The sequence below is a fragment of the Lapidilactobacillus wuchangensis genome, assembly GCF_003946645.1.
GTDB lineage: Bacteria > Bacillota > Bacilli > Lactobacillales > Lactobacillaceae > Lapidilactobacillus > Lapidilactobacillus wuchangensis.
Window position 1 is genome coordinate 88,145 of record NZ_RHOU01000008.1, and the last position, 12,159, is coordinate 100,303.

The 12,159-nt window shown below is 41.3% G+C and carries 14 protein-coding genes; 10 read left to right on the forward strand and 4 right to left on the reverse strand.

Annotated elements, in window-relative coordinates; genetic code table 11:
• The first annotated feature begins 11 nt into the window (after positions 1 to 11).
• The 6 genes from EKM82_RS07760 (at position 12) to EKM82_RS07785 (ending at position 6,448) form a co-directional block, all read left to right on the forward strand.
• Positions 12 to 1,115 (forward strand): ABC transporter ATP-binding protein, encoded by a 1,104-nt coding sequence (locus EKM82_RS07760; RefSeq protein WP_125767745.1) that lies wholly within the window; start codon positions 12 to 14, stop codon positions 1,113 to 1,115.
• Positions 1,102 to 2,061 carry an ATP-binding cassette domain-containing protein gene (locus EKM82_RS07765; RefSeq protein ID WP_125767747.1) on the forward strand — a complete coding sequence of 320 codons (960 nt, stop codon included), beginning with the start codon at positions 1,102 to 1,104 and terminating at the stop codon, positions 2,059 to 2,061. The genes EKM82_RS07760 and EKM82_RS07765 overlap by 14 nt, the downstream gene beginning before the upstream one ends.
• Before the next feature lie 865 nt (positions 2,062 to 2,926).
• Positions 2,927 to 3,739 carry a MetQ/NlpA family ABC transporter substrate-binding protein gene (locus tag EKM82_RS07770; RefSeq protein WP_125767750.1) on the forward strand — a complete coding sequence of 271 codons (813 nt, stop codon included), beginning with the start codon at positions 2,927 to 2,929 and terminating at the stop codon, positions 3,737 to 3,739.
• Positions 3,740 to 3,813: 74 nt separating this feature from the next.
• Positions 3,814 to 4,647, forward strand: a complete 834-nt coding sequence (locus EKM82_RS07775) for a MetQ/NlpA family ABC transporter substrate-binding protein (protein WP_125767752.1) — start codon at positions 3,814 to 3,816, stop codon at positions 4,645 to 4,647.
• Between the two features lie 39 nt (positions 4,648 to 4,686).
• Complete coding sequence (locus tag EKM82_RS07780; RefSeq protein WP_125767754.1) at positions 4,687 to 5,763, forward strand: methionine ABC transporter ATP-binding protein; 1,077 nt, start codon at positions 4,687 to 4,689, stop codon at positions 5,761 to 5,763.
• The gene (locus EKM82_RS07785) at positions 5,756 to 6,448 is read left to right on the forward strand and encodes a methionine ABC transporter permease (RefSeq protein ID WP_125767756.1); all 693 of its coding nucleotides are present in this window, start codon (positions 5,756 to 5,758) and stop codon (positions 6,446 to 6,448) included. Before EKM82_RS07780 ends, EKM82_RS07785 begins: the two co-directional genes overlap by 8 nt.
• A gap of 233 nt (positions 6,449 to 6,681) precedes the next feature.
• Here the strand turns inward: EKM82_RS07785 and EKM82_RS07790 are convergent, their stop codons facing one another.
• Complete coding sequence (locus tag EKM82_RS07790; protein WP_125767758.1) at positions 6,682 to 7,338, reverse strand: YdeI/OmpD-associated family protein; 657 nt, start codon at positions 7,336 to 7,338, stop codon at positions 6,682 to 6,684.
• A gap of 260 nt (positions 7,339 to 7,598) precedes the next feature.
• Here EKM82_RS07790 and EKM82_RS07795 point away from each other — a divergent pair, with 260 nt between their 5' ends.
• Entirely contained in the window at positions 7,599 to 7,667 is a 69-nt protein-coding gene (locus EKM82_RS07795) for a type I toxin-antitoxin system Fst family toxin (RefSeq protein WP_225419692.1), read from the forward strand.
• Positions 7,668 to 7,891: 224 nt separating this feature from the next.
• On the forward strand, positions 7,892 to 8,002 hold the full coding sequence (locus tag EKM82_RS07800; protein WP_225419691.1) for a type I toxin-antitoxin system Fst family toxin: 111 nt from the start codon (positions 7,892 to 7,894) through the stop codon (positions 8,000 to 8,002).
• A gap of 234 nt (positions 8,003 to 8,236) precedes the next feature.
• Here the strand turns inward: EKM82_RS07800 and EKM82_RS07805 are convergent, their stop codons facing one another.
• Genes EKM82_RS07805 through EKM82_RS07815 form a run of 3 tightly spaced genes read right to left on the reverse strand, consistent with a single transcriptional unit; the run spans position 8,237 to position 10,512 of the window.
• Positions 8,237 to 8,905 (reverse strand): endonuclease III domain-containing protein, encoded by a 669-nt coding sequence (locus EKM82_RS07805; protein WP_125767760.1) that lies wholly within the window; start codon positions 8,903 to 8,905, stop codon positions 8,237 to 8,239.
• Positions 8,902 to 9,570: a type 1 glutamine amidotransferase gene (locus EKM82_RS07810; RefSeq protein WP_404802896.1), complete on the reverse strand. Its 669-nt coding sequence runs from the start codon at positions 9,568 to 9,570 to the stop codon at positions 8,902 to 8,904. The genes EKM82_RS07805 and EKM82_RS07810 overlap by 4 nt, the downstream gene beginning before the upstream one ends.
• Positions 9,571 to 9,585: 15 nt before the next feature.
• A complete protein-coding gene (locus EKM82_RS07815; protein WP_164508175.1) occupies positions 9,586 to 10,512 on the reverse strand; it encodes an AAA family ATPase in 927 nt (308 codons plus the stop codon).
• A 519-nt stretch (positions 10,513 to 11,031) separates the two neighbouring features.
• Between EKM82_RS07815 and EKM82_RS07820 the strand changes: the two genes are divergently transcribed.
• Together EKM82_RS07820 and EKM82_RS07825 are read left to right on the forward strand one after the other, a co-directional pair.
• Positions 11,032 to 11,364 carry a hypothetical protein gene (locus EKM82_RS07820; protein ID WP_125767766.1) on the forward strand — a complete coding sequence of 111 codons (333 nt, stop codon included), beginning with the start codon at positions 11,032 to 11,034 and terminating at the stop codon, positions 11,362 to 11,364.
• Between the two features lie 139 nt (positions 11,365 to 11,503).
• Positions 11,504 to 12,148 (forward strand): WxL domain-containing protein, encoded by a 645-nt coding sequence (locus tag EKM82_RS07825; protein ID WP_125767768.1) that lies wholly within the window; start codon positions 11,504 to 11,506, stop codon positions 12,146 to 12,148.
• Positions 12,149 to 12,159 lie beyond the last annotated feature (11 nt).

Here is a 12,159-nt window from a genome sequence, read left to right on the forward strand (position 1 = left end):
GAGCGTGTAAGATGACTGAAAAAAATATTTTAACAGTAAAAGATTTATCGGTCGGTTTCCACGTTCGCGGTCGTGAGTTAAAAGCTATTCGGAACGTTTCGCTGGAACTTAAAGATCAGGAAACGCTGGCAATCGTTGGTGAATCTGGTTCTGGTAAGTCGGTATTAACGAAGACTTTCACCGGGATGTTAGAACAAAATGGTTATATTAGCCATGGCACGATCGATTATGATGGCAAACGTTTAAGTGATTTAAAGAAGGATAAGGACTGGGAAGGTATTCGTGGTAAAGAAATCGCCACAATTTTCCAGGACCCAATGACTTCACTGGATCCAATTAAAACCATTGGTTCGCAAATCGCCGAAGTTGTCATCAAGCATCAAGGCAAGACGAAAAAAGAAGCCAAAGATATTGCCATCGATTTAATGAATCGGACGGGCATTCCTAATGCAGCTGCGCGTTATAACGAATATCCTTTTGAGTATTCTGGTGGGATGCGGCAACGGATCGTTATTGCCATTGCCTTGGCTTGTCACCCCAAAGTTTTGATTTGTGATGAACCAACCACGGCCTTGGATGTGACGATTCAAGCCCAAATCTTGGAATTGATCAAAGAATTGCAGAAGGAATATCATTTTACGACGATTTTTATCACTCATGACTTGGGTGTCGTCGCTTCAATCGCCGATCGGATCGCCGTTATGTACTCTGGCGAAATCATTGAAGTCGGCACTTGTCGGGAAATCTTCTATGATCCTAAACATCCTTATACTTGGAGCTTGCTATCTTCATTACCACAATTGGCACAAAAGGGCGGCGAGCTGTACTCGATTCCTGGGACGCCACCATCTTTGTACAAGGACATTAAAGGGGATGCCTTTGCACCGCGGAATCCGTTCGCGATGAAAGTTGATTTCGAAGCAGAACCACCAATGTTCCAAGTCTCATCAACGCATTTTGCGAAGACTTGGTTGTTGGACCCACGGGCACCTAAGGTTGAAAAACCAGCCTTGATTCAGAATTTGCATGAACGTTTTGTGAAGACCTTGGAACGGGATAATCGTTTACAGGCCGAAACCAAAGAAATGGAGGCGGGCGAACATGACGGTCAATAAAAAGGATGTCTTGCTTTCACTCCACGATTTGGAAATTTCCTTTGGTGAAGGTAAGCAAAAGTTTGTCGCAGTTCAGGATGTTAACTTCGATATTTATCGTGGCGAAACCTTCTCGTTAGTTGGTGAGTCTGGCTCTGGTAAGACGACGATTGGTCGCGCGATTCTGGGCATCAATCCAACTAGCAAAGGTGAAATTGATTTTAATGGTCACCAAATTAACAAGAAATTGTCTCATCAAGAGGAACAAGAAGTCACTCGGAAAATTCAAATGATTTTCCAGGACCCTTCAGCTTCTTTGAATGAGCGGGCAACAATCGACTATATTATTTCGGAAGGATTATACAATTTCCATTTGTTTGATTCTGAAGAAGATCGCTTGCAAAAAGTCACGAAAATTATTGAAGAAGTCGGCTTGTTGCCAGAACATTTATACCGTTATCCCCATGAATTCTCTGGTGGTCAGCGGCAACGGATCGGGATTGCTCGGGCCTTGATCATGCAACCTGATTTAGTTGTGGCTGATGAACCAATTTCCGCCTTGGATGTCTCAATTCGGGCACAAGTCTTGAACTTGTTGAAGAAATTCCAACGGGAAAGTAATTTAACCTACTTGTTCATTGCCCATGATTTATCAGTTGTCCGGTTTATTTCAGATCGGATCGCCGTGATTCATGCCGGCCGAATTTTGGAATTAGCAGATACCGAAGAATTATTTACTAATCCACTACATCCGTACACGCAATCGTTACTTTCTGCCGTGCCAATTCCTGATCCGGAATTAGCTCGTGAGAAGAAATTGATTGTTTATGATACCAACATGCACGATTACAGTGTTGATAAGCCAAAATTTGTGGAAATCAAGCCAGGTCACTTCATTTATTGCAATGCACCTGAAGAAGAACATTATCGCAAGGTGCTTGAAGAACAAGGTCAGTTGACCAAATAAATTTTAAAGTGTGATTAAAAGAGTCGAATAATCGTGATGATTATTCGGCTTTTTGGTTTTGAATTAAAATTGGGTTTAGACGGGATGGTTGAAATAAGGTTGGTGCCATGTCTTCCTCTATAGAAGAAGGTGGTGGCGGCGCAATTTGAGGGGCGTGGAACGCCATGGGCATTGATCTGAGCTTATTGCTACGCAACAATCTCAGATACAAGCCTTATTCTAACCGCTAAAGCGGCAAGACATAGGCTCGTATTTGAAACAATTGTGGTTTTCAATTGGTTCAAATCGACGCCGGCCGCGTTCCACGCCAAGCAGCCCGGAATGCAGTCAGACGCAATTCTGTTTCAATCTCTGTACCAGTTTTTAATGCTTTTGACCTTTGTTTTAAAACTTAATTTAAAAAAGTTACATTAAAGGGTTGACAAGTTTTATGAGAATCGTGTATTGTAGACTCAATCGTTAATTAAGGTTTCATGAAAACGAATGGAATGGGAAAGTAAATCCGTTAAGACTGTACAGAAAACTTACATTTGCTGAGAGTAAGGTAGTTACGACGAATTGAAAATGGCCCACGATCGGCATCACTAAGCATTGCTAAGTGATGATGGCTTGGCACTCATTATCGTGCACGCGTATCGGCTTATTTGCCTGTACGTTAGTGAGGTGGTAGTCCGTAAGGCTAGCACAAATTAGAATGGTAAACACGACAGAGCTCGTTTCTAGAAATAGAAACGGGCTCTTTTTAGTTTCCTCAACCAGCAAAACTTAAATTTGACTGCAGCGAATTTAGGCGACCGGTTTCAGCCATTTTCAACCCAATTGATTGATTTTCAAACAATGAATTGTTTCCAGTGGAGGAAGAAAAATGAAAAAATTATTAAAGAAATTAAGTTTAAGCTTATTGGTTTTAGTACCATTATTGATTGCCGCGGGCTGTGGTAAAAAAACAGATAGTAAAACTGTGAAAGTTGGGATCATGAGTTCTGACGAACGGATTTGGAATCCGATCAAGGAATCTTTAAGCAAAGAAGGCATCAACTTAAAGCTAGTTGAGTTTTCCGACTATAATCAACCTAACAAAGCTTTAACTGACCATCAAATCGACTTGAACGCTTTCCAACATTACAATTTCTTGGATAGTTGGAATAAGACCCACAAGACTGATATTGTCAGCGTTGGCGAGACTTATATTGCGCCATTGAATCTTTATTCCCACAAGATTAAAAAGCTCAGCGACATTAAAAAAGATGATAAAATTGCCGTGCCAAACGATCCAACCAATGAAGGTCGGGCCTTAAATATCTTGGAAGAAGCCGGCTTGATCAAAATCAAGAACGTGGCTTTGCCAACGGTTAAAGATATCACGTCGAATCCGAAGAAGTTACAAATCACCGAACTTGAAGCGGCGCAAACAGCCCGGGCTTTGTCGGATGTCACTGCAGTTGTAGTCAACAATGATATTGCCGCTGATGCTGATTTGACGACGAAAGATGCGATTTTCCAAGAAAAAATTAACAAACGTTCCAAGCAATGGATCAACGTGATTGCTGCTAATAAAAAAGATAAAGACAATGAAACTTACAAGAAAATTGTCAAAGCGTACCGGACGGCAGCAACGGCGAAGAATATTGAGAAAGTTTACAAAGGAACCGCAATTCCAGTTTGGACCTTGAAATAAATCTTTTTAAATTTGGGTAAATTCCCGAGATATTCAGCAGTATCTTGGGAAAAAGCATTAGGGAGTGACATAAAATGAAACGAGTTTTCAAGCGATTTAGTTTGGGCGTTTTAGCATTAGTACCGTTATTGTTGGCCTTTGGCTGTGGCAAGAATTCAGCTCAAGCCGCCAAAACAACGACTGTTAAAATTGGGATTATGAGTTCTGACGAGCGGATTTGGCAGCCGATTGCTCAGAAGTTGCAGCACCAAAATATTAATTTGAAACTAGTTGAGTTTTCCGATTATAATCAACCTAATAAAGCCTTGACTGATCATCAGTTGGATCTGAATTCCTTCCAGCATTATGATTTCCTGGATAGCTGGAATAAGTCGCATCACACGAATATTGTTGCGATTGGCGAGACTTATATGCCTCGAGGCTTCATGTATTCCCAGAAAATCAAAGCAGTTAGTCAAATCAAATCGGGCGATAAAATTGCGATTTCCAATGATCCCACAAATGAAGGTCACGGGTTGAACGTCTTGCAGCAAGCCGGTTTGATCAAAATTAAAGCCGACGTCAAGTTGCCGACTGTTAACGACATTACCGCCAATCCGAAGAAGATCAAAATTATCGAAATGGAAGCACCGCAAACGGCGCGGGCTTTGGGTAATGTGACCGCCGCGTTGGTGGGCAATGATATTGCCGCCGATGCTGGTTTGACTGCGAAACAAGTTATTTTTAAGGAGAAAATTGACGCCCGTTCGAAGCGGAGTATTAATATCATTGCCGCCAATCGAGCCGATAAAAATAACAAAGTTTACCAGAAAGTCGTTAAGGCTTATCAAACCGAAGCCACGGCTAAGCTCATCCAGAAAGTTTATAAAGGGACGGCCTTTGGCGTTTGGACGTTAAAAGGCGCCTAAGAAAGTCAGTCAGGCCAGGCAACACATTAGGGAGGAATTATCTTGGCAGAACCAATTATTGATTTAAAGAATATCTGCGTCACTTTCAAAGAAGATCAGCGCGATGTTCATGCAGTTGACCATGTTGATTTGCAAATTAATCGAGGCGACATTTACGGCGTCGTTGGTTATTCCGGCGCTGGTAAATCAACGCTGATCCGCGTGATTAATTTATTACAGCGGCCGACGAATGCTGATGCCGCAGTTCAAGTCAACGGCACTGATCTGCTGAATTTAAAGGCTAGTCAGCTCCGTGATGAACGGCGGAAGATCGGCATGATTTTCCAACATTTTAATTTGATGGACGCTTTGTCGATTGCTGATAATGTGGATTTTGCTTTGAAGAAATCCAATCTCAGTAAAGCTGACCGGAAAAAACGCGTGGCAGAATTGCTTGAATTAGTTGGTTTAACTGACAAGGCCAATGATTTCCCTAGTCAATTATCTGGCGGCCAGAAACAACGGGTCGGCATTGCCCGAGCGATTGCCAACCGGCCGGATATTTTGATTTCTGATGAAGCGACTAGTGCTTTGGACCCGAAAACTACCGTGGCCATTTTGGATTTATTAGCTGATTTAAATAAGAAATTAGGTTTGACGGTGGTATTGATCACCCATGAAATGGACGCAGTGAAACGGATTTGTAATCGGGTGGCCGTTATGGAAGCTGGCCGCTTGGTAGAAACTGGTGACTTGCTGCAAATCTTCAGCCAACCAGAGGCGCAATTGACCAAGGACTTTATTGATACGACGACTCATTTGGAGTCCGCGTTGGCCGCAGTTAAGCAACAACCAGCGATTGCTCATTTAAAAGTGGGCTCAGTCTTAGTGCAATTAGGTTATCAAGGCGCCAGCACTGATCAGCCGCTGATCACTGAATTGTATCGGCGTTTTGAAGTCAGTGCCAATATTCTCTATGGTAATTTGGAGATTCTTCAGAATACGCCAGTTGGTAATTTGCTGGTTGTTTTATCGGGGACGCCGAAGCATACTGAGCAAGCTTTGGTCTTCATGAAAGAGCAACGGGTGTCGGTCAAAGTCTTAGAAAAGGGTACTGAGGAGGTCGCACATGATTAATTTTTTAACTAAAATTATGCCGAATGTTATTGATAACTGGTCTGGAGATAATGGCATCCTCCTTGGTATTTGGCAAACGTTGTACATGACTTTCTGGACAACGTTGATTGGTGGCGTGCTCGGCTTGATTCTGGGTATTGCCTTAGTGGTGACTGATCAGCACGGGATTTTGGCGAATCGCGTTGTTTATAATATTTTGGACAAAATTGTTAATATTCTCCGCTCAATTCCCTTCGTCATTTTATTGGCGGTGGCCTTCCCATTGACACAAATTTTAGTGGGGACCACGATTGGACCTAAAGGTGCGCTGGTGCCACTTATTTTGGGCACAGCGCCATTCTACGCCCGTCAAGTACAAAACACCTTGGTTCAAGTTGACAGTGGTGTCATCGAGTCTGCTGAGGCGCTAGGCTATAACCCTTGGACGATTATTACCAGCGTTTATTTGCGTGAAGGTCTACCAGACCTGATTCGGACGTCAGTGTTGACAATTATTTCGATCATTGGCTTAACAGCCATGGCTGGTGCCGTTGGTGGTGGTGGCCTCGGCTATATCGCCATCAGCAAAGGCTACCAGCGTTATCAAAATGATATTACGCTAGTTTGTACTTTATTGATTCTGGTCCTGGTTTTCGTTATTCAGGCTCTCGGCGATTTATGGGCGCGCAAAGTCGACCATCGTTAATGAAATGAAAAAAGAGGCTGTGCCATAAGTCTTTTAGATAAAATAATGCGGAACTTTGCTCACCGGCTGACCGCCTTTGGTCACACTCTATTAAAAAAATCCGTAACCGATTTGAATTCGGTTGCGGATTTTTTGCGCCTGCTTCTTGCTGGTCAATTGACCAACAGAAGCATACCTGCCAAGGGATGATTATTATACCGCTAATTCAGTGGCGGATACAAGGTCGCAACAGTTTAATGCTGCTGCTTTTGATAATGAGTATAGTTGGGATAGTGCGCGGCCAAGGCAGTCAAGAAAATTTGATAGTGGCGTTCACGAGTAGCTGACGTTTTGGGCGAATATAAATAACGCGCCCAATCACGCTGATAACCAGGCGCCAATGTCTGGAAAAACTCAGCGTTGGCTGGTGTTTCTGTGGCCAAACGTTGCTTAATTTTTGGTAGAAAGCTGACGTAATCTTGCCCACGTTGACTTGCCGCGCTAGTTGCTCGCTGATTGCCGGTTAGCCATTTCAATCCCATAACAGTAAAGTCCTCATCAAAACTAACCATCCGTGAGAATTTCAAACCAGTAGCGGCAACTTCGCCGGTAGCTTCGTTAACCTTGAGATAAGGGAAAATACTGTCACGGTGAATGCCAGTGTACTTTTTGCTACTAAGTTTAGGATAAATTAAATACAAATAACCCGTTGCGGTTAGCTGCTTACTTTGAGCAATTTCGCTGATTGCCGCCTGCATTTCAGCAAGATTCATTACGAAAAACACCTGTAAATCTGGCGTTTCGGTAGTTGCAGTTTGCCATGATTGTAATGCCGACTGTAATTCAGGTGGCACTTGGTGAAAGCTTCGTTGCGAATATTGGGCAAATTTTAATTTAACAGGATCAAACATCGTTAACGCACACTCCCTTGCAACAGCAGTAATTTATCAACATTTTTAGTATAGCTTAGGTGAAGGTCAGGAAGCCATTACTAATGGTTACAATAGGCAAGTATAAGTACGAAAAATGAATGAATTTATTTTAATTTATCCAAAAATATAATTCAACAATAATGTAAATATTATGACATAATGAAGATGTTGCCTTGCCATCCCTACTGACAAAATTTGTCAACGGAATGGAGGTGATTTAAATGTTAGCATCGTTTTTGATGCCACTTCTGGTTGGGGTCTTATTGACACTATTTGATTACTGGCTGAATAATCACTATCGGAAGTAAAACTAATAAAGGCAACATCAGCTCACCCATTTATTGTTAAGTAAATAAATGTAAAAAAAGCCCGCAACTATGCCAACTAGTTGCGGGCTTTGGTGATTCTAAATGCTAACATCGTTTTTGTACTTCTAGTATACCATTGAACTTAATTGAATAGCAAGTTTTGTAAATCTAGTTAATGGTTTGTTTGAAGGAAATTTGCCAATTGCCAATAATAAATACGCAAAATGGATGAAAAATTGCTGAATCCAGTGTTCGAGTTCGTAGTGGCACCACTTCTGGTCGGTGTTTTATTGATCTTATTTGATTATTGGCTGCATAATCACCATCGGAAGTAAAACTAATTAAGGCAACATTAGCTCACCCGTTTATTGTTAAGTAAATAAATGTAAAAAAGCCCGCAACTACTCAGAATAGTTGCGGGCTTTGGTGAATCTAGTGCTCGAGTTTGTCTTACGAGATAAGTATAACATCGAGCGTTATTTTTTGCTAGGTGTCGTCATTTTATCAAAAATAAGTTGAATGCCGAACTGTTCACTTTCAATTTGTGCGGGAATTGTGTTAGTAACTAGCTAAGCTTTCATTTCCGACAGCGGTGCCAATTGATAATCGGCTAAGAAACTCTGTTGCCAGGCCGCTTCAGTCTTAACTTGTTGACCGAAAGTGACAATGCCAGCGTGAAACTGTTGTAGACCACGCAAGGTTAAGCTGCTCACTTCAGGCCAAATTAGTGTTTGGGCGGCATCGTAAGTTTTAGGTAGTGTCAATTGTAAATGATTGAATAACCGGCGAGCATAAACATCGACGATAAAAGTTTCTTTACTAAATACATAAAGCATCACTGTATCGGCGGTTTCGTGACCGACGCCCTTAAGCGCCAGTAGTTGTGTGCGTAGCTCGGTTTTCGGTACCAAACGAACAGCAGCTAGATCGTCGTTATAACGCTCAAAAAACTGACACAAATTCTGAATGGTTTGGGCTTTACGCACATAAAAACCAGCACTGCGAATGGTTTGCTCTAACTCAGAAGTGCTGAGCTGGCGAATCCGCGCCGGTTCAAAATCGGTGGCCTGTTGTAAATCAGCCAGCGCATAATCGACATTTTTCCAGTTGGTATTCTGAATTAGAACGGCACCCCAAATGATCTGCCAATCAGTGACGGCGGGCCACCAGCCATTGGTATCTAAATGATCATAAAGTAATTGATAGAGTTGGGGCAGGGTAATGATTGATGAACTCATGCTTGCGGCACAACGCGTTGTTCATGGGCCACAACAATTTGTTCAGCGATTTTAGTCGCAATATTGAGATTGCGTAGAATCGGGCCGTGGGAATAACTGCCAATCGTGTTCTTGTAATGAACGCCTTCAGCTTTATCTTCAGGATTGTTACCATAACCTTCGAGAACTTTGCCCAATGGCTTCAAATCAGCACCCTTATTGAAATAAGTTCGGCCACTGTGGTTCTCAAAAGCACGGAGATCGCCCCAAGCTGTTTTGACATGAGTATCGCCAATCATGCGACTGTCGGCCTTGAAAATCGTGTGCAGTGGCAGAATGCTCAGCCCCTTGATGGTGGTGCCATCGCTAGTCTCGTAATAGTCGCCCAGTAATTGGTAACCGCCACAAATTGCCAACATTGGCTTACCAGCTTCAATATATTCTTGTAAGGTATCGTGATGGCGCTGTAAATCTTTGGCGACGATGGTTTGCTCGAAATCTTGGCCACCACCGAAGAAAAGAAAATCGTAGTCATTGGCGTCAAACTGATCGCCAAGGCTAATATTGTCGACTTCAACTTGATAACCTTTTTGCTTTAAAAGATAAGTGAGAATTTTGACGTCACCACTGTCGCCATAAGTATTCATTAAATCTTCGTATAAATAAGCCATCTTAATTGTTGTCATCAGGGCAACCTCCTTTTAGGCTAAACGATTGATCAGGTGCTGTTCGAAATTGTCCAACGTGATTTGGCGCTGATCGGCGTGAGGACCGGGACAGACTTGCATGAAGTCTTGAGGATTCAGGAGGCCAAACTTGTACAGCCGGCGACCATAAATCAATTTCGTCGCACCAATAAAATCATCACGTAAAGTATGACTATTGACCAAATAGTGCTGATTTTTAAACTTAAATGGAAAAACGGTATAAGCATTTTGCTCATGGAGCGTTGAGAGATCCTGATTAATGTAAGCCACGTGATGCGAGGCCTGATGCTTCACCGCAAAGTTATGATTGAAGCTAAAGTAAAATTCATGAGGTTTGAGCTCACCCTTGAATTTCGCGTTAGCCCCAATAATGGCGATGCTGCGATAGCTGGAAAGATCAGTCTCTTCTAAGTATAAAGTTTTTTCAAATTGATCGGGTGTAATTTGTTTTAACCAGCGCGGCAAACGGGGATGACTGCGAGCGAACTGATAAATTTTCTTAATAATGGTGGGATCGATATAACGATAGTCGATTCGATTTTGATTGCGTTGCAATAACTCGCCAAGACCAATCGTTTTGGTAAAATCAACGACGATCACTTCGTAATGAAATTCTTGTTGATACTTCAAGTAATTGTCAAAAGCGTTGGGATATAAATGGGTGCCGTCGACAATGATGGTTTCGCCGCGGGCCATTTTATTACGCATCAATTGGTCCAGCAGCTCGAAAGTTTGGGCATTGTATTCTTGAGGAATCGCCTGCCGCATCCGCTGGTTGGTTTGATCATACACGGTGCATAAATTACTAAGCAACAGGCGCAATTGATCAGTGGAAATGGTATATGGATCTAAATGATGTTGCCGGATAAACGTCGACTTGCCAGATCCCGGCACGCCACGCAAAACGTACAATTTTTTCAAGTTCAAAACTCCTATGATATCAAGTGGGTCGGCCAATAAAAATGTCGCCATCAAAAATAGCCGAAAGTGGTAGTACTATCGCTTTTTATTTTACCTGATTGTTAGAGGGAATAAAACTAGCGATTGCATTAATTGGCCATAAATTTTCCGTACACAGGTTACTTATACTTAAATGAAGTTAATTACAGATTTTGTTGATAAAATTGCTAATTTAAATTGCAAGCTTGAATTTATGACTGTATATTTTTACTTTGTCAATTTTAAAAAGTATATAACATTTTTGTATATTTGATATGAAACCAAATATTATTAGTGAACAAATAAAGCTAATTTGATTAGCCAAATAGTCGTTGACACATATACATTTATGGATAATGGCGTAAAAAATCGCGTGAGTTTTGACAAAAAAATAACACAATATATTTAATAATAAAGGGCTTATGCTTTTAGTAGCTTTATTTCACAACCTCATGTATAATTCAATTATCAGAACCATACAAATTTTTAGGAGGGAGTTTTGTGTGGAAAAGAAAACTTGTGTCATTCATATTATTGGTTAGCTTTCTGGGGATAGTTTTCAATTCAGCAACAACTGTTAAAGCAGATGTTAATACTAGCAATTACGATATCACTATTGTTTCTGGGGAAAATAGTGGTTCCGGACAAACATCTACTACTAATAAGAATCAAGGAGTTACTTTACCGAAGACAAATATTGTCAATCAGGTGAAAGGTCGGTTACCACAATTAAGTGATCAACAAACTTTAAATTTGATTATCGGTGGGTTACTTCTAATTCTTGTTCTTTTAGGAGTACTGATTCGTCAATTAAATAAGAGACGTGAAGTATAGAATCTTTCTTAATCGAATGAATCATTGAGAGGGTTTATTTTCGTATTCTAAAAAGATAGTCACGTTGTTCTTTGAATTGTTAACGATCTCCAAAACACATTCTTTTGGGGGAGGTTTCATTCATGAAACATACAAAATCATGAAACATACAAAATTAATTAGTTTTATTAGCATTGTTACGATGGCATTAATGAGTAGTACAGCGGTTTTAAGTCAAAGCGTTGGGGCTGCGAAAGATGGACAAACAGCATCAATTAATGCAGATGGCAATGGCGGTACATCATATGCTACCGCTACATTAGAAAATGACACTACTGGTCAATACACGTTGAAGTTAACGGCCGTACCAGATATTGTATTTGCACCCAAAACAATTGATGGTACAACAATGACACTTACAGCAGCATCAGTAGGTACGGACAAGGACCAAATTACTGTTGTCAACCCGGGTACCACCAGTGGTTGGAATGTTAAATTGGCTGCATCCAAGTTTGTCGAGAATACGACTAAGCGTGAATTACGAGGTGCCCAGCTAAAATTAGGGGTGGGTGAAGTAGTTCCTGATACGAAGACTCAGGTTGATGCTGATGAGACACCAACAGGTTACGAAATATCCCCGAACGAAGTAGCCGGTTTAATTACTAGTGCTAAAGAAAAGCAAGGATATGGTACGTGGAAGCATAATCACAAATTGTCAGAAGTTAGTTTAACAATTCCATCAACGAACATTGAGGGAACTTATACTTCAACTTTAACTTGGACATTGGGGAATACGCCAGAATAAGTTGAAGAACG

Coding starts and splice junctions, on each gene's coding strand:
- EKM82_RS07790 (WP_125767758.1), bottom strand. CDS start 7,338: ATGTTTGATCCTGTTAAATTAAAATTTGCCCAATATTCGCAACGAAGC.
- EKM82_RS07810 (WP_404802896.1), bottom strand. CDS start 9,570: ATGACAACAATTAAGATGGCTTATTTATACGAAGATTTAATGAATACT.
- EKM82_RS07765 (WP_125767747.1), top strand. CDS start 1,102: ATGACGGTCAATAAAAAGGATGTCTTGCTTTCACTCCACGATTTGGAA.
- EKM82_RS07800 (WP_225419691.1), top strand. CDS start 7,892: ATGGATGAAAAATTGCTGAATCCAGTGTTCGAGTTCGTAGTGGCACCA.
- EKM82_RS07805 (WP_125767760.1), bottom strand. CDS start 8,905: ATGAGTTCATCAATCATTACCCTGCCCCAACTCTATCAATTACTTTAT.
- EKM82_RS07825 (WP_125767768.1), top strand. CDS start 11,504: ATGAAACATACAAAATTAATTAGTTTTATTAGCATTGTTACGATGGCA.
- EKM82_RS07785 (WP_125767756.1), top strand. CDS start 5,756: ATGATTAATTTTTTAACTAAAATTATGCCGAATGTTATTGATAACTGG.
- EKM82_RS07775 (WP_125767752.1), top strand. CDS start 3,814: ATGAAACGAGTTTTCAAGCGATTTAGTTTGGGCGTTTTAGCATTAGTA.
- EKM82_RS07760 (WP_125767745.1), top strand. CDS start 12: ATGACTGAAAAAAATATTTTAACAGTAAAAGATTTATCGGTCGGTTTC.
- EKM82_RS07770 (WP_125767750.1), top strand. CDS start 2,927: ATGAAAAAATTATTAAAGAAATTAAGTTTAAGCTTATTGGTTTTAGTA.